We start from the raw sequence: 20,320 nt of genomic DNA on the forward strand, positions 1-20,320 counted from the left end.
GCATAGATAAATGAAAATAATTCTTATTTACGTAGGGCGCTAAGGATGTGTCACCTTAGGGTGATAGTCCTGAGAGAAGATAAGGTGTATTATTTATGCAACTTATTTGTGGAGGCATCATGTCCGGTAAGCGTATTGCTCGTGAAAAACTGACGATTAAAAAAATGATCGCGCTGTACGAGAGCCAGTGCCCGCAGGCCTCAAACGAGCAAGGTCATTACGATGCGCTGTTTGCCTATGCGCAAAAGCGGCTGGATAAGTGCGTGTTTGGCGAGGAAAAACCGGCCTGTAAGCAGTGTCCGGTGCACTGTTATCAGCCCGCGAAGCGTGAGGAGATGAAGCAGATCATGCGTTGGGCAGGCCCAAGAATGCTCTGGCGCCATCCGATTTTGACCATCCGTCACCTTATTGATGACAAACGCCCCGTCCCGGAATTGCCGGAAAAGTATCAGCGCAAGAAATAAATGTGTCTTGCCGGATGGCGGGAGTTAATCGCAGTTGCGTAGGCCCGATAAGCGTTAGCGCCATCGGGCAACACCATTACGCTTTGGTCGCAATCAGAATCGCTGACGCCTTAATCAGCGCAATAACGCGACTGCCCTGCGCCAGTTTCATCTCTTCCTGACTTTCATTGGTGACAACGGCCACAATCTCAAAACCGGCGTCGGTTTTGATGTGTACAGTCGCGTTGACCGCGCCTTCCGTCACCTGAGATACGCTACCGGCAAACTGGTTGCGGGCGGAGAACTTCAGGCCGCAATCTTCGCTTGCCAGAGTAACCCAGGGGGCTTTAATCAAAGCAATGGCGTCTTTGCCGTTTGTCAGACCCAGCGCCTGCTGGCTGCTGTGAGTGACAATCGCCACCAGTTTTGCGCCGCCCGCCAGCGTCAGTTCAACTTCATCATTCACCGCACCCGTTGCGACTGCGCTAACCGTACCGGTCAGTTGATTACGTGCTGATACCGCCATACTGCCTCCTTTCGTTGAGATATCTGCCAGTATAGCCAGAGATGCTATACCAATGCATCTTTATCAATGCCTAATCGTTTCATGCGAGAGAGCAGGGTGGTGCGCTTCAGCCCCAGACGCTGCGCGGCGCCTTTTGGCCCCGCCACCACGCCATTTGTCTCTTTCAACACGCGCATAATGAGCTGAAATTCATCCTCGCCCTCCTGGGCGACTTCGGTGGCGACCGGCGGCGCGCCCGGCGTGAGCATTCCCATGTCCGGCAGCGAGAGTTGCAGCACGTTACCCCGCGTCAGCAGAACGGCGCGCTCGACGACGTTTTCCAGCTCGCGGACGTTCCCCGGCCACTCCATATTGCTCAGCGTGCGTAGCGTTTCGGCAGGAATACTGTTGATGTTGCGCCCCATCCGGCGGGCGATTTTAAAGGTGAAGGCTTTGACCAGCAGCGGAATGTCCTCCGGGCGCTCGCGCAGCGGCGGGAGCTGGATCGGAAAGACGTTCAGACGGTAATAGAGATCGTTGCGGAACTCTCGATCGGCCACCATTTTTTTCAGATCGCGGTTGGTGGCGGCGATCAGCCTGACGTCCGTCTGGATCAGTTTATTGCTGCCCAGACGTTCAAATTCCTGCTCCTGAAGCACGCGCAGCAGTTTCGGCTGTAGCTCCAGCGGCATGTCGCCCACTTCATCAAGAAACAGCGAGCTTTTATCCGCCAGCTCAAAACGACCAATACGCTGCGCGCTGGCGCCGGTAAAGGCGCCGCGCTCGTGACCAAACAGATCGCTTTCCAGCAGCCCGGCGGGCATCGCCGCGCAATTCATCTTCACCATTCGCCGTGCGTTACGCCCGCTCAGATTATGAATCGCCCTGGCAATTAGCTCTTTACCGGTTCCTGTTTCACCGAGGATCAGGACGGTGCTGTCGCTTTGCGCCACCATCTCCACCTGCTTGAGCACGTTGTACATGGCTTCGCTGCGACCGATTATCTCGCCAAATTCGCTATCCACGTTATTGAGCTGCTCGGTAAGCGCCAGGTTCTCGTCGACCAGACGCTCTTTCAGCCGGTGAATCTCCTGATAGGCGAGGGCGTTGTCCACGGCAATCGCCACGCGTTCGGCAATCTGGCGCAGCAGTTTGAGGTTGGCGGTGGTAAACACTTTCTCTTCGCATTGCGCCAGCTTCAGCACGCCGAGCATTGTATTGCCGGACATCAGCGGCAGCAGACACAGGGTCTGTATCTGGTTGCCCCAGGTGTCGAACAGCATGCGTTCGTACGGCGCAAGCGTATCCCGCTCGTTCAGGTTAATCAGCAGCATCTCTTTGCTTTTGAAAACCCGTTCAGAGAGCGTTCCCGCTTCGTCCACTTCGCTTTGTTCATGCGCGGGATTATGTTCATCCAGATAATGTGTGGAATAGATACTCAGCTTGTTTTTGCGGGAGCTGTGCAGGACGATGCTAATGGCATCGATATTAAAGTAGTGGTGGATCTCTTTCGCGACTTCGCTCACCAGTTCGTCGATGTCCAGCCGTGAAAGCACGGCATTGGTGATCGCCACCAGAATGCGGAAGTTGTCGCGCTCACGGCACAGGAGATCGTAGTCAACGTTATTGCTGACCCGACACTGAATTTGCTCAGCGACCACTGCGACAATCTGGGTGAAGGTTTGCAGACGTTCGTACTCTTTCTCGCTCCACGGCTGGTCGTTTTGGCGGATGAATTCGCAGCCGCCAAAAATGCGCCCTTCAGCGGCCAGCGGCAGCAAACAGTAGTGGCCAAATTCACCGTACAGCCCGTTTGTCGCCAGTTGCGGCCAGGTTTCGCTGAATTCGTGATGATTGCAGTGCAGCGCATCGGGGCGCGAGAGAATGCGCCGAACCGGGCCGTGTGCCAGCACGGTTTCGTCTTCATACGCGACAGGTTTACCATTTTCGCGAGTTGCATAATAACGCGCGCGTTGTGTCTGTGGCTGCCATAACACAATAGCCGCGCTGTCGGCCAGCGCTGAGCGCTTGACCAGTTGCGAAAGCGCTTCACTGAGCGACGCCAGGTCGGGCTGCTGCAATAATGTACGAGTGATGTCGAACAAACCTTGTTGTCCGAGATCGCTCATCGGTGTATACGACATGTTGCTTTTCCAGAAAAGCACCGCGATGCAGTGCGAAAACGGTAAATAAATTATAGATATAGGTAATATATTTTGGGTATCACCGCAGGCCTGTCCATCCGTAGGCCTGATAAGCGCAGCGCCATCAGGCACCTTTGCCGGATGGCGGCGTAAACGCCTTATCCGGCCTACAAACTGCGTCGAACCGTAGGCCTGATAAGCGCAGCGCCATCAGGCGCCTTTGCCGGATGGCGGCGTAAACGCCTTATCCGGCCTACAAACTGCATTGAACCGCAGGCCTGATAAGCGCAGCGCCATCAGGCGCCTTTGCCGGATGGCGGCGTAAACGCCTTATCCGGCCAACAAACTGCGTCGAACCGTAGGCCTGATAAGCACAGCGCCATCAGGCGCTAGCATATACGCGGCAACGGTTCGGCGTGGGGTAAATCAAGGGTACGTTTCACGCCATACAGACCGGCCAGGCGAACGCCTCTGCGTTCAACTACCTCGCCGATCGGCGCCGCATCGCGGCCCAGCGGGTGCGCGCGCAGCGCGTCAAGCACCGCGTCTGCGGCCTGGCGTTCAACGGCGATCACCAGTTTGCCTTCATTGGCAAAGTTAAGCGCATCCAGCCCCAGCAGTTCGCAGACGCCGCGCACTGCCGGTTTGACCGGCAGCGCGGATTCGGACAACTCAATACCGAAGCCGCAGGCGGCGGCAAACTCATGGGCGACAGCATTCACGCCGCCGCGCGTCGCATCGCGTAAGGCTTTCACGCCTGGAATATCGCGCAGCGTCTGAATCAGCGGGGTTAATACCGCGCAGTCGCTGACCAGCTCGCCATCCAGCCCCAGTTGTTCACGCAAATTGAGGATCGTTGCGCCATGATCGCCGAGCGTGCCGCTGACCAGCAGCACATCTCCTACGCTTAATGTCTGCGCCCCCCAGTGAATATTGGCGGGAATCGCCCCCATCCCGGCGGTGTTGATGAACAGCTTATCCGCCGCGCCGCGCTGAACGACTTTGGTATCACCGGTCACAATGGCGATACCGGCTTCGCGCGCGGTTGCCGCCATGCTGTTCACCACGCTTTTCAGCGTCTCCATCGGCAGACCTTCTTCGAGGATAAAGCCGCAGGAGAGATAACGCGGGATTGCGCCGCTGACCGCCACGTCGTTGGCCGTGCCGCAAATCGCCAGTTTGCCGATATTGCCGCCGGGGAAAAACAGCGGGTCAATAACGTAGCTGTCGGTGGAGAAGGCCAGGCGGTCGCCTTCCGCCGCCAGTTGCGCCAGTTCAAGACGCGCCTGATCTTCCTGCTCAGCCAGCCACGGGTTGACAAAGGCCTCCATAAACAGGCTGTTAATCAGCTGCTGCATGGCCAGACCGCCGCTGCCGTGGGCAAGTTGTACGCTGTTCATGCTTCACACTCCTGCTGACGATATTGATACCAGGCGGCGCATGCCCCCTCGGAGGAGACCATTAACGCGCCGAACGCCGTCTGCGGGTTACAGGTCGTGCCAAACAACGGGCACTGGTGCGGTTTGCACTTGCCGGTGAGCACTTCTCCGCAGCGCGCACGCGGATCGTCGCACACCTGTTGCGGCGCCGGGCGGAAGTGCGCTTCGGCGTCAAACCGCTGGTAGTCTGGCGTCAGGTGGACACCGGATGATTCAATCACGCCCAGCCCGCGCCATTCGCTGTCGCCGTTGACGCAAAACACCTCGGCGATAGCCTGTTGCGCCAGTAGATTACCGGCATCCGGCACCACGCGACGGTACTGGTTCTCAACCTGGCTATGGGAGGCTATTTTCTGCTCAACCAGCATGACGACGCCTTGCAGTAGATCAAGCGGTTCGAATCCCGCCACCACCAGAGGACGATGGAAATCCGTCGCGATGAAGCTATAGGCGTCGGTGCCGATCACCATGCTGACGTGACCCGGCGCGAGAAACGCGTCAATTCCGTTATCCGGCTGCTCCAGCAGGCTGCGCAGCGTTGGAATAAGCGTGATGTGCTGACAGAAAAAGTAAAAGTTCTGCACGTTGCGAAGCTTCGCCTGTTGCAGCGTGATGGCGGTGGTCGGCATGGTGGTTTCAAATCCCAGACCGAAGAAAACGACTTTGCGCGTTGGGTTTTCCTGCGCCAGTTTCAGGGCATCCATTGGCGAATAAACAATGCGGATATCTGCGCCACGGGATTTGGCCTGCAATAGCGAACCCTGTTTCCCCGGTACGCGTATGGCATCGCCAAAGGTGCAGAAAATCACCTCAGGATGGCTGGCGATCTCCACGCAGCTGTCAATTCTGCCCATCGGCAGCACGCACACCGGGCAGCCGGGGCCGTGGATAAACTCCACGTTGTCGGGCAGCAGCTGGTCGAGGCCGAACTTGAAGATGGCGTGCGTATGACCGCCGCACACTTCCATAATGCGCAGCGGACGTTCGGCGGTATAAGGGAGATGCGCGGCACGTTCACGCAGGTGATCAATTAACTGCATCACCTGTTCCGGTGCGCGATATTCGTCAACAAAACGCATTATTTTTCCTCGCCATACAACAAAGCGCCGACGTCCGGTTCGACATCAAACATGTTTTGCAGCGCGTCGAGGGTGTCGCGCGCTTCCGCTTCGTTAATCACACTCATGGCAAAACCAACGTGAACCAGCACCCACTGGCCCAGACGCGGCTCACCGCTCTCATCGCAACTGCCAACCAGCGTCAGGTCGACATCGCGCTGGATGCCGCAGACATCGACTTTCGCCTGATTGCCGTCAATGGAGCGAATTTGCCCCGGAACGCCTATGCACATCGCTGTGCCTCCAGCCAGTTCAGCCACCGATCCATCCCGTCGCCGCTGGTGGCGGAGATGAGGATGATCTCAATGTCAGGATTGACTTCCCGGGCGCTGGCGATGCACTTCTCAACGTCAAAATTGAGGTACGGCAGCAGATCGACTTTGTTCAGGAGCATGAGCGAAGCGGCGGCGAACATATGCGGGTATTTCAGCGGCTTGTCTTCGCCTTCCGTAACGGAAAGCACCGCCACTTTATGGCGCTCGCCGAGGTCAAAGCTGGCCGGGCAGACAAGGTTGCCGACGTTTTCGATAAACAGAATACCGTTGTCGGCCAGCGGCAGACGCGGAGCGGCATCGGCAATCATTTGCGCATCAAGATGGCAGCCTTTGCCGGTGTTGACCTGAATAGCAGGCGTACCGGTCGCGCGGATGCGGGCGGCGTCGTTGACCGTCTGCTGGTCGCCTTCAATCACCGCGCACGGCACACTGTCTTTTAACTTCATCAGCGTTTCGGTCAGCAGGGTGGTTTTACCGGAACCGGGGCTGGAGACAAGGTTGAGCACCAGATGCTGGCGGGCGGCGAAGCGGGCGCGGTTGCGCTCGGCCAGACGGTTGTTTTTGTCCAGCACGTCAATTTCGACTTCCAGCATCCGGCGCTGGCTCATACCCGGCGCATGGGTTCCCGCTTCACCGTGACCGTAGTGCAGATCGCCTTCTGCGGTCTGGCTCGGGGTAAAGGCGGATGTCTTCACGCCGGTGATGTTCAGTGCCGGGCGAGCCGCCGGGGCAAAAGGCGCGCTACGAAACGCCGAATGAGGATTATGCTCATCTCCCTCTATATAAAGGTTGCCTTCACCGCAACCGCATGTCGTACACATCGCTCACTCCTGATCTCTATCTTGCGGTAAATCTATTGCCGGATGGCGGCTTTGCCTTATCCAGCCTACAACTCAGGCCATTCCTGTCGGCCGGATAAGACGCTCAGGCGTCGCTATCCGGCGTTGGATTACTGTCTATTTCAATTCGGCGAATCTGCAACCCGTCATCGGCCACAATGCGTAACGTGTCGCTCTGGCATTGCGGACAACGGCGCACGCGCTGCGTCAGTAACGTGACGTACTGCTGACAAGACTCGCACCAGCATTCGGCTTCTTGTTCTTCGAGGTGGAGTTTACAACCTTCCGCCAGGGTGCCACGGCATACCAGATCAAAACAAAAGGCGAGAGCGCTGGTTTCTACGCAAGAAAATGCGCCAATTTTGAGCCAGACCCCAGTTACCCGTTTTGCACCGTGCGCTGCGGCCTGTTGTTCAATTAATTCCAGTGCCCGTTGGCAGAGAGTTATTTCGTGCATATCGCCTCCCGAATTCATTGCCCTGAATAAGCAATAAATATGCCAGTTATTTTTCCCTTGCTTGTGACAATGACGACGATGACGAAATGACATGTCGTCACGGCGTCGAACGTGATGGCTGTTTTTGTATCATCATGAAAAATAAAGGTTTAAAAACTGGCATGGAAAATGCTTAAGGCTGGCTATCTCTGCTAACCGGGTAACCTGACATGACTATTTGGGAAATAAGCGAAAAGGCTGATTACATCGCGCAGCGGCATCATCGCCTGCTGGACCAGTGGCGAATCTACTGCAACTCACTGGTTCAGGGGATCACCTTATCAAAAGCGCGTCTGCATCACGCCATGAGCTGTGCGCCGGACAAAGATCTGTGCTTTGTGCTTTTCGAGCACTTCACGATTTACGTCACCCTGGCGGACGGCTTTAACAGCCACACCATCGAGTATTACGTCGAAACCAAAGACGGTGAAGATAAGCAGTTGATTGCACAAGCGCAATTGACCATTGACGGCCTCGTTGATGAGAAGGTCAGTAACCGCGATCGCGAGCAGGTGCTGGAGCACTATCTCGAAAAAATCGCCAGCGTTTACGACAGCCTGTACACCGCCGTGGAAAACAATCGCCCGGTGAATTTACGTCAACTGGTAAAGGGAAATAGCCCGGCGGCATAAGCACGAGGCGCTGCCCGTTGTTACTCGCGGCGTGCGCTTCACGCTGCATATGAATGTTTGAGGGGATGGGAATGTCGATAAGTGTCGAAAATGACATTTTTCAGACATGTTTTCGTCAAAAATGACTATCACCTGAGGAATGCCTGGTGAATCGTTTTGTAATTGCTGACTCCACGCTCTGTATTGGCTGCCACACCTGTGAAGCAGCCTGTTCAGAGACGCATCGCCAGCACGGCCTGCAATCAATGCCGCGGCTGAAAGTGATGCTCAATGAAAAAGAATCCGCGCCGCAGTTGTGTCACCACTGTGAAGATGCGCCCTGTGCCGTGGTGTGCCCGGTGAACGCCATCAATCGGGTAGACGGCGCCGTACAGCTGAATGAAAGCCTGTGCGTAAGCTGCAAGCTGTGTGGCATTGCCTGCCCGTTCGGCGCGATTGAATTTTCCGGCAGCCGTCCGCTGCATATTCCGGCGAATGCCAATTCACCGAAAGCCCCGCCGGCGCCTCCCGCGCCGGCACGCGTCAGCACGCTGCTGGACTGGGTGCCGGGCGTGCGCGCCATCGCGGTCAAATGCGATCTGTGCAGCTTCGACGAACAAGGCCCGGCCTGCGTGCGGATGTGTCCGACCAACGCGTTACACCTGGTGAATAACATGGATATCGCCCGCGCCAGCAAGCGCAAACGTGAGCTGACCTTCAACACCGATTTTGGCGATCTCACCTTGTTTCAGCAGGCGCAAAGTGGGGAGGCAAAATGAACGCAATTTCATTGATCAATAGCGGTGTGGCCTGGTTCGCGGCGGCGGCCGTACTGGCATTTCTGTTCTCCTTTCATAAAGCGCTGAGCGGCTGGGTCGCCGGTGTCGGCGGCGCGGTCGGCAGTCTGTATACCGCGGCGGCGGGTGTTTCCGTCCTGGTGAATGCGACAGCGGTCAGCGGCGTGATGCCGTTGATCGGTCATGGTTTACAAATCACCCCGCTGAACGCCATCTGGCTGATTACGCTGGGGCTGTGCGGGCTGTTCGTCAGCCTGTACAACATCGACTGGCATCGTCACCCGCTGGTGTTAGCCAACGGGCTGCTGGTAAACCTGCTGATGGCGGCGGCAGTTTGCGCGGTCGTCGCCAGCAATCTTGGTACGCTGGTGGTGATGGCGGAAATCATGGCGCTGTGCGCGGTGTTTCTTACCGGTTGCAGCAAAGAGGGCAAACTGTGGTTTGCGCTGGGGCGTATCGGTACGCTGCTGCTGGCTGTCGCCTGCTGGCTGGTGTGGCAGCGTTACGGCACGCTGGAACTGCGTCTGCTCGATCTGCGCGCCCAGGCGTTGCCGCTTGGTTCTGACATCTGGCTGCTCGGCGTAGTCGGTTTTGGTCTGCTGGCCGGGATTATCCCGCTGCACGGTTGGGTGCCGCAGGCGCACGCCAACGCCAGCGCGCCGGCGGCGGCCCTGTTCTCTACCGTGGTGATGAAAATGGGTCTGCTGGGCATTCTCTCTTTATCGCTGATTGGCGGCAATGCGCCGCTGTGGTGGGGCGTTCTGCTGCTGGTGCTCGGCATGATCACCGCGTTTGTCGGCGGTTTATATGCGCTGATGGAACATAACATTCAGCGCCTGCTGGCGTACCACACCCTGGAAAACATCGGCATTATCCTGCTCGGTCTGGGCGCGGGCGTCACCGGTATTGCCCTTAATCAACCGGCGCTGATTGCGCTCGGCCTGACCGGCGGTCTCTATCATCTGGTCAACCATAGCCTGTTCAAAAGCGTGCTGTTTTTGGGCGCGGGCAGCATTTGGTTCCGTACCGGGCACCGCGACATCGAAAAACTGGGCGGTATTGGTAAACGTATGCCGGTGATTTCTGTCGCGATGTTGATTGGCCTGATGGCGATGGCCGCGCTGCCGCCGCTGAACGGGTTTGCCGGTGAGTGGGTTATCTATCAGTCCTTCTTCAAGCTGGGCAACAGCGGCGCGTTCATTGGCCGTCTGTTAGGGCCGTTGCTGGCCGTCGGGCTGGCGATTACCGGTGCGCTGGCGGTGATGTGTATGGCGAAAGTCTATGGCGTTACGTTCCTTGGCGCGCCGCGTACCAAAGAGGCGGAAAACGCCTGCTGTGCGCCAATCCTGATGGGGGTGAGCGTCGTCGCGCTGGCCATTTGCTGCGTGCTGGGCGGCGTTGCCGCGCCGTGGCTGCTGCCGCTGATCTCCGCTGCCGTGCCTCTGCCGCTGGAGACGGCGAATACCACCGTTTCTCAGCCGATGATTGCGCTGCTGCTGATCGCCTGTCCGCTGCTGCCGTTCATCATCATGGCGATTTTCAAAGGCAACCGTCTGCCGTCGCGTTCACGCGGCGCGGCCTGGGTCTGTGGCTACGACCACGAGCAGTCGATGGTGATTACCGCCCACGGTTTCGCCATGCCGGTGAAAGAGGCCTTTGCCCCGGTACTCAAGCTGCGTAAATGGCTTAACCCGGTATCGCTGGTTCCGGGCTGGCAGAATGCGGCGGCACCGGTTCTGTTCCGCCGCCTGGCGCTGATTGAGCTGGCGGTGCTGGTGGTGATTGTGGTTTCACGAGGAGCCTGAGAATGAGTGTGTTATATCCGTTAATTCAGGCGCTGGTGTTATTCGCCGCAGCGCCGCTGCTGTCCGGTATTACCCGCGTGGCGCGTGCCCGGTTGCACAATCGTCGCGGGCCGGGCGTTTTGCAGGAGTATCGTGACCTGATCAAGCTGTTGGGGCGCCAGAGCGTTGCGCCTGCCGATTCCGGCTGGGTCTTTCGCCTGACGCCGTTTGTGATGGTCGGCGTCATGCTGACTATCGCCACCGCGCTGCCGGTGGTGACGGTTGGTTCGCCGTTGCCGCAGTTGGGCGATCTGATCACCCTGATCTACCTTTTTGCGATCGCCCGCTTCTTCTTCTCTATTGCCGGTCTGGATACCGGGAGTCCGTTTACCGCGATCGGCGCAAGCCGCGAAGCGATGCTCGGCGTACTGGTGGAGCCAATCCTGCTGCTCGGCCTGTGGGTGGCGGCGCAGGTGGCTGGTTCCACGCACATCAGCAATATCACCGACACGATTTACCACTGGCCGGCAACGCGCAGCATTCCGCTGATGCTGGCGCTGTGCGCCTGCGCGTTCGCCACCTTTATCGAGATGGGCAAACTGCCGTTCGATCTGGCGGAAGCGGAGCAGGAGTTGCAGGAAGGCCCGTTGACCGAATACAGCGGCAGCGGCTTCGCGGTGCTGAAGTGGGGCATCAGCCTGAAACAACTGGTGGTGCTGCAAATGTTTGTCGGCGTATTCCTGCCGTGGGGACAGATGGAGACCTTCAGCGCGGGTGGGCTGCTGCTGGCGCTGGTGATTGCCATCGTCAAGCTGATCGCTGGCGTACTGGTGATTGCCCTGTTCGAAAACAGCATGGCGCGCCTGCGTTTTTGCGCCACTTCACGCGTGACCTGGGCCGGTTTTGGGTTTGCGTTTTTAGCATTCGTCTCCTTGCTGGTGGCGTGATTTAAGAGAGTTTGAGCATGTCTGAAGAAAAATTAGGTCAACAATACCTTGCGGCGCTGCACCAGGCTTTTCCGGGCGTGGTGCTGGACGAAGCCTGGCAGACCAAAGATCAGCTGACCCTCACCGTGAAGGTGAACTACCTGCCGGAAGTGGTGGAGTTTCTCTACTACAAACAAGGCGGATGGCTCTCGGTACTGTTTGGCAACGACGAACGCCAGCTGTGCGGCCACTATGCCGTTTACTACGTGATGTCGATGGAGCAGGGGACGAAGTGCTGGATTACCGTGCGCGTTGAAGTCGATGCCAACAAACTGGAGTTTCCGTCCGTGACGCCGCGCGTGCCGGCTGCGGTGTGGGGCGAACGCGAAGTCCGCGACATGTATGGCCTGATCCCGGTCGGCCTGCCTGATGAACGCCGCCTGGTGCTGCCGGATGACTGGCCGGATGAACTCTATCCGCTGCGTAAAGACAGCATGGATTACCGTCAACGCCCGGCACCGACCACCGATGCCGAAACCTACGAATTTATCAACGAGCTGGGTGACAAGAAAAACAACGTGGTGCCGATCGGCCCGCTGCACGTCACCTCTGATGAACCGGGTCACTTCCGTCTGTTTGTTGACGGCGAAAACATTATCGACGCCGATTACCGCCTGTTCTACGTCCATCGCGGCATGGAGAAACTGGCGGAAACCCGCATGGGTTACAACGAAGTCACCTTCTTGTCGGACCGCGTGTGCGGCATTTGCGGCTTTGCTCACAGCACCGCCTATACCACCTCCGTCGAGAATGCGATGGGCATCGTGGTGCCGGAACGCGCGCAGATGATTCGCGCCATTCTGCTGGAGGTGGAGCGCCTGCATTCACACCTGCTGAACCTCGGTCTGGCCTGTCACTTCACTGGCTTTGACTCCGGCTTTATGCAGTTCTTCCGCGTGCGTGAAACGTCGATGAAAATGGCGGAGATCCTTACCGGGGCGCGTAAAACCTACGGTCTGAACCTGATCGGCGGGATTCGTCGCGATCTGCTGAAAGAGGATATGATCCAGACCCGTCAACTGGCGCAGCAGATGCGCCGCGAGGTGCAGGAACTGGTGGATATGCTGCTCAGCACGCCGAACATGGAGCAGCGCACCGTCGGTATTGGGCGCCTCGACCCGGAAATCGCCCGCGACTTCAGTAACGTGGGGCCGATGGTGCGCGCCAGCGGTCACGCGCGCGATACCCGCGCCGATCACCCGTTTGTCGGTTACGGCCTGCTGCCGATGGAAGTGCATAGCGAGCAGGGCTGTGACGTCATTTCCCGTCTGAAAGTGCGCATCAACGAAGTGTACACCGCGCTGAACATGATCGATTTCGGCCTGGACAACCTGCCGGGCGGCCCGCTGATGGTGGAAGGCTTTACCTATATCCCACACCGTTTTGCGCTGGGCTTTGCCGAAGCGCCGCGCGGGGATGACATCCACTGGAGCATGACCGGCGACAACCAGAAGCTGTACCGCTGGCGCTGCCGTGCGGCGACCTACGCCAACTGGCCGACCCTGCGCTATATGCTGCGCGGTAACACGGTCTCCGACGCGCCGCTGATCATCGGTAGCCTCGACCCTTGCTACTCCTGTACCGACCGCATGACCGTGGTGGATGTGCGTAAGAAGAAGAGCAAAGTCGTGCCGTACAAAGAACTTGAGCGCTACAGCATTGAGCGTAAAAACTCGCCGCTGAAATAAGGAATCGCCATGTTTACCTTTATCAAAAAAGTTATCAAAACCGGTGCGCCGACGTCGTCGTATCCGCTGGAGCCGATTGCGGTCGATAAAAACTTCCGTGGCAAACCGGAGCATAACCCGCAGCAGTGCATTGGCTGCGCAGCCTGCGTCAATGCCTGCCCGTCGAATGCGCTGATGGTTGAAACCTGCCTTGTTACCGGCGAACTGGCCTGGCAGTTCAACCTCGGGCGCTGCATCTTTTGCGCCCGCTGCGAAGAAGTGTGCCCGACGGCGGCGATTAAACTCTCGCAGGAGTATGAGCTGGCGGTGTGGAAGAAAGCGGACTTTCTGCAACAGTCCCGCTTTACGCTGTGCAATTGCCGCGTGTGCAACCGTCCTTTTGCGGTGCAGAAAGAGATTGATTACGCCATCGCGCTGCTGAAACACAATGGCGACAGCCGCGCGGAACATCACCGTGAAAGCTTTGAGACCTGCCCGGACTGCAAACGTCAGAAATGCCTGGTGCCGTCCGACCGTATTGAACTGACTCGCCATATGAAAGAGGCCAGCTGATGAGCAATTTATTAGGCCCACGCGATGCCAACGGCATTCCGCTGCCGATGACGGTGGATGAATCCATCGCCAGCATGAAGGCGTCTTTGCTGAAAAACATTAAGCGTTCGGCGTATGTCTACCGCGTGGACTGCGGTGGCTGCAACGGCTGCGAAATCGAAATTTTTGCCACCCTTTCTCCGCTGTTTGACGCTGAACGTTTTGGCATCAAGGTCGTCCCGTCGCCGCGTCATGCGGATATTCTGCTGTTCACCGGGGCGGTGACGCGCGCGATGCGTTCTCCGGCGCTGCGCGCCTGGCAGTCCGCGCCGGACCCAAAAATCTGTATCTCTTACGGCGCCTGCGGCAACAGCGGCGGTATCTTCCACGACCTGTACTGCGTCTGGGGCGGCACCGACAAAATCGTACCGGTGGATGTCTACATTCCGGGCTGCCCGCCGACGCCTGCGGCAACGTTGTACGGTTTCGCGATGGCGCTGGGTTTGCTGGAGCAGAAAATCCACGCCCGCGCGCCGGGTGAACTGGACGAGCAGGCGGCAGAGATTCTGCATCCCGACATGGTGCAGCCGCTGCGCGTGAAGGTGGATCGCACGGCGCGTCGTCTGGCGGGTTATCGCTATGGCCGTCAGATCGCCGATGATTACCTGACCCAACTAGGGCAGGGTGAACATCAGGTGGCGCGCTGGCTGGAAGCGGAAAACGATCCGCGTCTGACCGAGATCGTCACTCACCTGAATCATGTGGTTGAAGAGGCGCGTATCCGATGAGTGAAACGGTGGTGTTCAGTCAACTGAGCCGTAAGTTTATTGATGAGAACGATGCGACGCCCGCCGAGGCGCAGCAGGTTGTCTATTACAGCCTAGCGATTGGCCACCACCTTGGGGTCATCGACTGCCTGGAAGCGGCGTTAACCTGCCCGTGGGAGGATTATCTGGCGTGGATTGCGACTCTGGAAGAGGGGAGCGAGGCCAGACGTAAAATGGAAGGCGTGCCGAAGTACGGCGAGATCGTCATCGATTTTAACCATGTGCAAATGCTGGCGCGCGCTTTCGACAGCGCGCTCGCTGCGCAAAACCCGCAACAGCAGGCGTGGAGCAAGCTGATGCTGAGTATGCTCCACGATATTCATCAGGAAAGCGCCATCTATCTGATGGTGAGGAGACACCGTGACTGATGTTTTATTGTGCGTCGGCAACAGTATGATGGGCGATGACGGCGCCGGGCCACTGCTGGCCGAGATGTGCGCCGCGCAGCCTAAAGGCAACTGGGTTGTTATTGACGGCGGCAGCGCGCCGGAGAACGATATTGTCGCGATCCGCGAACTGCGCCCGGATCGTCTGCTGATTGTCGATGCGACCGACATGGGGCTGAATCCGGGCGAGATCCGCATCATCGACCCGGATGACATCGCCGAAATGTTTATGATGACCACCCACAATATGCCGTTGAATTACCTGGTGGATCAGCTGAAAGAGGACGTTGGCGACGTGATTTTCCTCGGCATCCAGCCGGATATCGTTGGCTTTTATTATCCGATGACGCAAGCGATTAAAGACGCGGTTGAGGTAGTTTATCAGCGTCTTGAAGGGTGGCAGGGGAATGGTGGATTTGAGCAGTTGGTTGCTGAGGGCGAGGAGTAGGCGTCGTTTGTGATGCCGGATGGCGCTAACGCTTATCCGGCCTACATACTTACCGGGCCTACGGTTTTGTAGGCCGGGTAAGGCGAAGCCGCCACCCGGCAAAACGGGCTACGCCAGATCTTCCCCGTTACTCGCAATCACTTTCTTGTACCACCAGAATGATTTTTTGCGGGTACGCGCCAGCGTGCCGTTGCCAGCGTCGTCACGGTCGACATACACAAACCCGTAGCGTTTGCTCATTTCGCCTGTCGAGGCGGACACCAGATCGATGCAGCCCCAGGTGGTGTAACCCATCAGCGGCACGCCGTCTTCAATGGCGTCGGCCATCGCCCGAATATGCTCACGCAGGTAGCGGATGCGGTAATCATCATGGATCTCACCTTTCGCGTCCGGCTCATCTTTTGCGCCGAGGCCGTTTTCCACCAGAAACAGCGGCTTCTGGTAGCGGTCATACATCATATTCATGGTGATGCGCAGACCAAGCGGGTCAATCCCCCAGCCCCATTCGCTGACGTCAAGGTGCGGATTGCGCAGCGATTTCACCACGTTGGCGGCGTTGGTGTTATTGGCGTTCATCTCCGCTGAAGCGCAGCGTGACGCGTAGTAGCTAAACGAGACGAAATCGACGGTGTTCTTCAGGATAGCGTCGTCTTCCGGGGCTTTTTCAATCACCACGCCTTTCTCGCGAAAGACGCGGGCGGAATAGGCCGGATAAGCGCCGCGCGCCTGCACATCAATAAAGAACAAGTTTTCGCGGTCTTTCTCCAGCGCGGTCCAGACGTCCTGCGGTTTACAGGAGTACGGATAAAAATTGCCCCCCGCCAGCATACAGCCGACCTGGTTTTGCGGGTTGACCTCATGGGCGATTTGGGTCGCCAGCGCGCTGGCAATCAGCTCGTGATGCGCGGCCTGATACTTCACCTGATCCTGATTTTCACCTTCCTCAAACACCAGGCCCGCGCCGGAGAATGGGCTGTGCAGCATGATGTTGATTTCGTTGAACGTCAGCCAGTATTTCACCAGACCGTCAAAGGCTTCAAAGCAGGTTCGCGCGTAGCGGGTAAAGAATTCCACCATTTTGCGATTGCGCCAGGAGCCGTACTCCGTCACCAGGTGCATCGGCACATCGAAGTGGCACAGCGTGACCAGCGGCTCAATACCGTATTTTTTACACTCTTCAAACATCGCGCGATAAAACGCGATGCCTTCTTCGTTCGGCGTCAGCTCATCGCCGTCAGGGTAGAGACGGCTCCAGGCGATCGAGGTGCGAAACACCGTGAAGCCCATCTCCGCCATCAGGGCGATATCGTCTTTATAGCGATGGTAAAAATCAATCGCGTCATGGCCTGGATAAAATTCGTCATCCCGCAGTTGAAAGCGTTTCTCCAGCCCCAGTTTGACCGGCATCCGGTGCTCGCCGTGTGGGATCATATCGACGGTGCTCAACCCTTTGCCGCCTTCCCGGTATGCCCCTTCAGACTGGTTGGCGGCCAGTGCGCCGCCCCATAAAAATCCTTGCGGAAATACAGACATAGTCATCCTCAATATGCGCCAGTCAGATGCTGGCTTCTTTTGCAGTAGTCGGTTGCGCGGCCTGGTTTTTTCTTGCCTGTGCGGCTGCGTCTTCCACGGGGATATCTTCAAAGCCGAGGAGCAGCGTCAGAACAAAAGAGAGCACCACGGCCAGCGCCATCACGCCAAACACCCAGGCGATGGTCATCGGGTTCGCCGGGTCGAAGAACTGGACGCTGGTGAACAGGCCCGGCGCCGCCATCGAGTGGCTGGCAAGCCCCGCCATACCTGCCACCGCGCCGCAGATAAAACCGCTGATCAGGCTCGCAATCAGCGGACGCTTCAGACGTACCGCCACGCCGTACAGCGCTGGTTCGGAGATCCCCGCCATAATTGCGGAAGCGGCGGCGGCAAGCGCCGTCTGGCGCAGTTCCGGGTTTTTGGTTTTCCATGCGACGGCCAGAGAGGAGCCGCCCAGCGACAGGTTAGCGCCAATTTCAGACGGCATGACCATGCCTTCTTTGCCGGTTTCAGCAATGGTCTGGATGATGGTTGGGGTAAAGACGCGGTGCATCCCGGTCATGACCAGCAGCGGCCACAGCGCGCCCATGATGGCGACGGAAAGCCAGCCCAGATAGCCGTGAATGGTGTAAACCAGCGCGGAGATGGCGCTACCGATCCAGATCCCGATTGGGCCGATTAAAACAATGGCGAGCGGGGCGGCGATCAGGACGATCAGCATTGGTTTCAGGAAGTTTTTCGTGACGGCCGGGGTAATGCGATCCACCCAGCGTTCGATATATGAAAGACACCATGTCATCACCAGCGCCGGGATCACCGTGTAGGTGTATTTCACCGCCGTCACCGGGATCAGGGCAAATTCAACGTGTTCACCTTCGGCGGCTTTCGCCATCAGGTCGATAAAACTCGGGTGAACCAGCACGCCTGCGATGGCAATCGCCAGCGACATGTTTGTTTTGAACTTGATTGCTGCTGACGCCGCCACCATCAGCGGCAGGAAGAAGAACGCGCCGTCGCCAATCACCGTCAGGATGGTCAGCGTGGAGGCGCCTTTTTCCAGCAGTCCCGTCATTTCGAGGATCATGGCCAGCAGTTTCAGCATCGATCCGCCGATAATCGCCGGGATCAGCGGGGACATGGTGCCGATCAGCGCGTCAAGGATCCCCGCGCCGATGCGTTTAAAGGTGAGTTTAGGTTTGCCGACGGGCGCTGCGGGCTGCATATCGGTCGGCAGCAGACTGACGACTTCGCGATACGCCTGTGAAACGGTGTTGCCGATAATTACCTGACACTGGTTGTCGCTGCGAACCACGCCGAGAACGCCGCTGAGGGTTTTCAACGTCGCGCTGTCGACCTGCTCGTCATCTTTGAGAACGAAACGCAGACGCGTCATGCAGTGTGTCACGGCGGTGATGTTATCCACACCGCCCAGCGCCGTCACCACGGAGCGCGCCAGTGCCGCATAATTCTTAGACATCGGATTTTATCCTGTTTTATCAATAGGGTAGTTTTATCGTCTTACGCCTTTTCGCTAAAAAAACGTGGGCAATGAAACGCAAAATAGGAAACCGGTTCCACAAAATCATGAATAGTTTCACTGAATGACACAAGATCACAATTTGATCATTTTTTATAATTGTGAGAATGATCACTTGTTGTTTTGGGCGGTGATTTACCATCAAGGACAACAACGGTACGGTGAAGTACACTGCGTGTCATTGAGTGCTAATGGATGAGTAATATGACGACGATGCTGGAGGTGGCTAAGCGGGCCGGGGTGTCGAAAGCGACGGTTTCCCGGGTGCTTTCAGGTAACGGCTACGTCAGCCAGGAGACCAAAGACCGCGTGTTTCAGGCCATTGAAGAGAGCGGCTATCGACCCAATTTGTTAGCGCGCAGTCTGGCGGCGAAGAAAACGCAGACCCTCGGTCTGGTGGTGACGAACACCCTTTACCACGGCGTTTATTTTAGCGAGCTGCTGTTTCATACGGCGCGAATGGCAGAGGATAAGGGGCGTCAGCTTCTGCTCGCGGACGGCAAACACAGCGCGGAAGAAGAGCGTCAGGCGATTCAGTATCTGCTCGATCTGCGCTGCGACGCCATTATGATTTATCCCCGTTTTCTCAGCGTGGATGAGATTGACGACATTATCGACTCACACGCCCAGCCCATTATGGTGCTTAACCGTCGGCTGCGAAGAAACAGCAGCCACTGCGTTTATTGCGACCAGAAGCAGACCAGCTTTAACGCGGTGGAACAGTTGATCGCCGGGGGGCATCGCGAGATTGCGTTTATCACCGGTTCGATGGATTCCCCTACCGGCGTGGAGCGTCTCTCAGGGTATAAAGACGCATTGACGCGACACGGCATCGCTATCAATAACGAATTGATTGTCAACGGAAAGTGGACGCCCGCCAGCGGTGCTGAAGGGGTGGATACGCTCCTGGCGCGCAAGGTGAGTTTTACCGCGCTGGTAGCCAGTAATGACGATATGGCGATTGGCGCCATCAAACAGTTACACGAGCGTGGCATGAGCGTGCCTGCGCAGACCTCGGTCATCGGATTCGACGACATCGCGATGGCGCCCTATACCATCCCGGCGCTTTCCAGCGTTAAAATTCCGGTTACGGAGATGATTCAGGAGACGATTGGACGTCTTATCTTCATGCTGGACGGCGGTGAATTTACGCCGCCAAAAACCTTTACCGGTGCGCTGATCCTGCGCGATTCGGCAGCGCCGCTGCCTGCCCGCTGATCCCGCTTTACATTGTCATTTGTCATCGTCATTCGTGACGATGACAGTGCCTGGTCACAACGTCATCATCAAATATCAAGCAATAACAATCAGTTAAAAACTGGCACGATTTATGAATGTTTCGGCACATAATCTGTCATTGCTGGAGAATTTGATGAACCGTTTCATCATTGCCGACGCCAATAAATGCATTGGTTGCCGTACCTGTGAAGTGGCCTGTGTGGTGTCTCATCAGGAAAACCAGGACTGCGCGTCGCTGACCCCTGAAACTTTCTTACCCCGCATCCATGTGATCAAAGGTGTGAATGTCTCCACGGCGACGCTGTGCCGCCAGTGTGAAGACGCGCCGTGCGCCAACGTCTGCCCGAACGGCGCCATCAGCCGTGATAAAGGTTTCGTACATGTGATGCAGGAGCGTTGCATTGGCTGTAAAACCTGCGTGGTCGCTTGCCCATACGGCGCGATGGAAGTGGTTGTGCGTCCGGTGATTCGCAACAGCGGCGCGGGTCTGAACGTCCGGGCGGAAAAAGCGGAGGCCAACAAATGCGACCTTTGCCACCACCGCGAGGCCGGCCCTGCCTGTATGGAGGCCTGTCCGACCCACGCGCTGATTTGCGTCGATCGCAACAAACTTGAACAACTGAGTGCGGAAAAACGTCGCCGTGCGGCGCTGGACTCCTCCGCGTCTTTGCTTTTCTGATTCCTGAAAAACCGC

Annotated in this window: 21 protein-coding genes and 1 pseudogene; 12 read left to right on the forward strand and 10 right to left on the reverse strand. The window is 57.4% G+C overall.

All coding sequences use genetic code 11. From position 1 onward, the window contains the following. The first annotated feature begins 119 nt into the window (after positions 1-119). Complete coding sequence (locus tag OGV83_RS18170; protein ID WP_024130896.1) at positions 120-464, forward strand: nitrous oxide-stimulated promoter family protein; 345 nt, start codon at positions 120-122, stop codon at positions 462-464. Between the two features lie 76 nt (positions 465-540). Here the strand turns inward: OGV83_RS18170 and OGV83_RS18175 are convergent, their stop codons facing one another. From OGV83_RS18175 to hypA, 8 genes and pseudogenes are all read right to left on the reverse strand, one after another. Beyond that, the gene (locus tag OGV83_RS18175; protein WP_012134844.1) at positions 541-969 is read right to left on the reverse strand and encodes a TOBE domain-containing protein; all 429 of its coding nucleotides are present in this window, start codon (positions 967-969) and stop codon (positions 541-543) included. Between the two features lie 44 nt (positions 970-1,013). Continuing rightward, on the reverse strand, positions 1,014-3,092 hold the full coding sequence (gene flhA, locus OGV83_RS18180) for a formate hydrogenlyase transcriptional activator FlhA (protein ID WP_024130895.1): 2,079 nt from the start codon (positions 3,090-3,092) through the stop codon (positions 1,014-1,016). A gap of 210 nt (positions 3,093-3,302) precedes the next feature. Then, a pseudogene (locus OGV83_RS21670) lies at positions 3,303-3,419 on the reverse strand (hypothetical protein); the annotation flags it as partial. A gap of 62 nt (positions 3,420-3,481) precedes the next feature. Further along, a complete protein-coding gene (hypE, locus tag OGV83_RS18185; protein WP_286464266.1) occupies positions 3,482-4,492 on the reverse strand; it encodes a hydrogenase expression/formation protein HypE in 1,011 nt (336 codons plus the stop codon). Continuing rightward, complete coding sequence (hypD, locus tag OGV83_RS18190; protein ID WP_200092748.1) at positions 4,489-5,610, reverse strand: hydrogenase formation protein HypD; 1,122 nt, start codon at positions 5,608-5,610, stop codon at positions 4,489-4,491. The genes hypE and hypD overlap by 4 nt, the downstream gene beginning before the upstream one ends. Beyond that, positions 5,610-5,882 carry a hydrogenase 3 maturation protein HypC gene (gene hypC / locus OGV83_RS18195; RefSeq protein WP_047461662.1) on the reverse strand — a complete coding sequence of 91 codons (273 nt, stop codon included), beginning with the start codon at positions 5,880-5,882 and terminating at the stop codon, positions 5,610-5,612. The genes hypD and hypC overlap by 1 nt, the downstream gene beginning before the upstream one ends. Then, positions 5,873-6,745, reverse strand: coding sequence for a hydrogenase nickel incorporation protein HypB (gene hypB, locus OGV83_RS18200; RefSeq protein ID WP_286464269.1), 873 nt, complete (start codon positions 6,743-6,745; stop codon positions 5,873-5,875). Before hypB ends, hypC begins: the two co-directional genes overlap by 10 nt. A gap of 103 nt (positions 6,746-6,848) precedes the next feature. Next, the gene (hypA, locus tag OGV83_RS18205) at positions 6,849-7,220 is read right to left on the reverse strand and encodes a hydrogenase maturation nickel metallochaperone HypA (protein WP_024130894.1); all 372 of its coding nucleotides are present in this window, start codon (positions 7,218-7,220) and stop codon (positions 6,849-6,851) included. Positions 7,221-7,429: 209 nt separating this feature from the next. On the opposite strand from hypA, the gene hycA reads away from it, so the two are divergent. From hycA to hycI, 9 genes are all read left to right on the forward strand, one after another. Continuing rightward, entirely contained in the window at positions 7,430-7,891 is a 462-nt protein-coding gene (hycA, locus tag OGV83_RS18210) for a formate hydrogenlyase regulator HycA (RefSeq protein ID WP_012134837.1), read from the forward strand. Between the two features lie 146 nt (positions 7,892-8,037). Beyond that, complete coding sequence (hycB, locus tag OGV83_RS18215) at positions 8,038-8,649, forward strand: formate hydrogenlyase subunit HycB (RefSeq protein WP_047461668.1); 612 nt, start codon at positions 8,038-8,040, stop codon at positions 8,647-8,649. After that, entirely contained in the window at positions 8,646-10,472 is a 1,827-nt protein-coding gene (gene hycC, locus OGV83_RS18220) for a formate hydrogenlyase subunit 3 (RefSeq protein ID WP_286464270.1), read from the forward strand. The genes hycB and hycC overlap by 4 nt, the downstream gene beginning before the upstream one ends. 2 nt (positions 10,473-10,474) lie before the next feature. Next, complete coding sequence (locus tag OGV83_RS18225) at positions 10,475-11,398, forward strand: respiratory chain complex I subunit 1 family protein (protein WP_286464271.1); 924 nt, start codon at positions 10,475-10,477, stop codon at positions 11,396-11,398. A 17-nt stretch (positions 11,399-11,415) separates the two neighbouring features. Further along, complete coding sequence (gene hycE, locus OGV83_RS18230; RefSeq protein WP_286464273.1) at positions 11,416-13,125, forward strand: formate hydrogenlyase subunit HycE; 1,710 nt, start codon at positions 11,416-11,418, stop codon at positions 13,123-13,125. Positions 13,126-13,134: 9 nt separating this feature from the next. Then, a complete protein-coding gene (locus OGV83_RS18235) occupies positions 13,135-13,677 on the forward strand; it encodes a formate hydrogenlyase complex iron-sulfur subunit (RefSeq protein ID WP_286464275.1) in 543 nt (180 codons plus the stop codon). Continuing rightward, positions 13,677-14,444, forward strand: coding sequence for a formate hydrogenlyase subunit HycG (gene hycG, locus OGV83_RS18240; RefSeq protein ID WP_286464278.1), 768 nt, complete (start codon positions 13,677-13,679; stop codon positions 14,442-14,444). Before OGV83_RS18235 ends, hycG begins: the two co-directional genes overlap by 1 nt. After that, positions 14,441-14,851, forward strand: a complete 411-nt coding sequence (locus tag OGV83_RS18245) for a formate hydrogenlyase maturation HycH family protein (RefSeq protein ID WP_012134829.1) — start codon at positions 14,441-14,443, stop codon at positions 14,849-14,851. The genes hycG and OGV83_RS18245 overlap by 4 nt, the downstream gene beginning before the upstream one ends. Beyond that, positions 14,844-15,317 carry a hydrogenase maturation peptidase HycI gene (gene hycI, locus OGV83_RS18250; RefSeq protein WP_049010020.1) on the forward strand — a complete coding sequence of 158 codons (474 nt, stop codon included), beginning with the start codon at positions 14,844-14,846 and terminating at the stop codon, positions 15,315-15,317. Before OGV83_RS18245 ends, hycI begins: the two co-directional genes overlap by 8 nt. 108 nt (positions 15,318-15,425) lie before the next feature. Here hycI and OGV83_RS18255 read toward each other — a convergent pair whose 3' ends face one another. Both OGV83_RS18255 and ascF read right to left on the reverse strand, forming a co-directional pair. After that, positions 15,426-16,850, reverse strand: a complete 1,425-nt coding sequence (locus OGV83_RS18255) for a 6-phospho-beta-glucosidase (protein WP_286464282.1) — start codon at positions 16,848-16,850, stop codon at positions 15,426-15,428. Between the two features lie 22 nt (positions 16,851-16,872). Beyond that, positions 16,873-18,327 carry a PTS cellobiose/arbutin/salicin transporter subunit IIBC gene (ascF, locus tag OGV83_RS18260; protein ID WP_200028769.1) on the reverse strand — a complete coding sequence of 485 codons (1,455 nt, stop codon included), beginning with the start codon at positions 18,325-18,327 and terminating at the stop codon, positions 16,873-16,875. Positions 18,328-18,591: 264 nt separating this feature from the next. On the opposite strand from ascF, the gene OGV83_RS18265 reads away from it, so the two are divergent. Together OGV83_RS18265 and hydN are read left to right on the forward strand one after the other, a co-directional pair. After that, positions 18,592-19,605, forward strand: coding sequence for a LacI family DNA-binding transcriptional regulator (locus tag OGV83_RS18265; protein WP_024130890.1), 1,014 nt, complete (start codon positions 18,592-18,594; stop codon positions 19,603-19,605). A gap of 154 nt (positions 19,606-19,759) precedes the next feature. Next, complete coding sequence (gene hydN / locus OGV83_RS18270) at positions 19,760-20,305, forward strand: electron transport protein HydN (RefSeq protein WP_024130889.1); 546 nt, start codon at positions 19,760-19,762, stop codon at positions 20,303-20,305. Positions 20,306-20,320: the final 15 nt, after the last annotated feature.

The organism is Citrobacter sp. CK189, from assembly GCF_030333505.1.
Lineage (GTDB): Bacteria > Pseudomonadota > Gammaproteobacteria > Enterobacterales > Enterobacteriaceae > Citrobacter_B > Citrobacter_B koseri.

Bases quoted from the DNA above. Each gene is read 5' to 3' on its own strand.
- OGV83_RS18170 (WP_024130896.1), top strand. From the start codon at position 120: ATGTCCGGTAAGCGTATTGCTCGTGAAAAACTGACGATTAAAAAAATG.
- OGV83_RS18175 (WP_012134844.1), bottom strand. From the start codon at position 969: ATGGCGGTATCAGCACGTAATCAACTGACCGGTACGGTTAGCGCAGTC.
- flhA (WP_024130895.1), bottom strand. From the start codon at position 3,092: ATGTCGTATACACCGATGAGCGATCTCGGACAACAAGGTTTGTTCGAC.
- hypE (WP_286464266.1), bottom strand. From the start codon at position 4,492: ATGAACAGCGTACAACTTGCCCACGGCAGCGGCGGTCTGGCCATGCAG.
- hypD (WP_200092748.1), bottom strand. From the start codon at position 5,610: ATGCGTTTTGTTGACGAATATCGCGCACCGGAACAGGTGATGCAGTTA.
- hypC (WP_047461662.1), bottom strand. From the start codon at position 5,882: ATGTGCATAGGCGTTCCGGGGCAAATTCGCTCCATTGACGGCAATCAG.
- hypB (WP_286464269.1), bottom strand. From the start codon at position 6,745: ATGTGTACGACATGCGGTTGCGGTGAAGGCAACCTTTATATAGAGGGA.
- hypA (WP_024130894.1), bottom strand. From the start codon at position 7,220: ATGCACGAAATAACTCTCTGCCAACGGGCACTGGAATTAATTGAACAA.
- hycA (WP_012134837.1), top strand. From the start codon at position 7,430: ATGACTATTTGGGAAATAAGCGAAAAGGCTGATTACATCGCGCAGCGG.
- hycC (WP_286464270.1), top strand. From the start codon at position 8,646: ATGAACGCAATTTCATTGATCAATAGCGGTGTGGCCTGGTTCGCGGCG.
- OGV83_RS18225 (WP_286464271.1), top strand. From the start codon at position 10,475: ATGAGTGTGTTATATCCGTTAATTCAGGCGCTGGTGTTATTCGCCGCA.
- hycE (WP_286464273.1), top strand. From the start codon at position 11,416: ATGTCTGAAGAAAAATTAGGTCAACAATACCTTGCGGCGCTGCACCAG.
- OGV83_RS18235 (WP_286464275.1), top strand. From the start codon at position 13,135: ATGTTTACCTTTATCAAAAAAGTTATCAAAACCGGTGCGCCGACGTCG.
- hycG (WP_286464278.1), top strand. From the start codon at position 13,677: ATGAGCAATTTATTAGGCCCACGCGATGCCAACGGCATTCCGCTGCCG.
- OGV83_RS18245 (WP_012134829.1), top strand. From the start codon at position 14,441: ATGAGTGAAACGGTGGTGTTCAGTCAACTGAGCCGTAAGTTTATTGAT.
- OGV83_RS18255 (WP_286464282.1), bottom strand. From the start codon at position 16,850: ATGTCTGTATTTCCGCAAGGATTTTTATGGGGCGGCGCACTGGCCGCC.
- ascF (WP_200028769.1), bottom strand. From the start codon at position 18,327: ATGTCTAAGAATTATGCGGCACTGGCGCGCTCCGTGGTGACGGCGCTG.
- OGV83_RS18265 (WP_024130890.1), top strand. From the start codon at position 18,592: ATGACGACGATGCTGGAGGTGGCTAAGCGGGCCGGGGTGTCGAAAGCG.
- hydN (WP_024130889.1), top strand. From the start codon at position 19,760: ATGAACCGTTTCATCATTGCCGACGCCAATAAATGCATTGGTTGCCGT.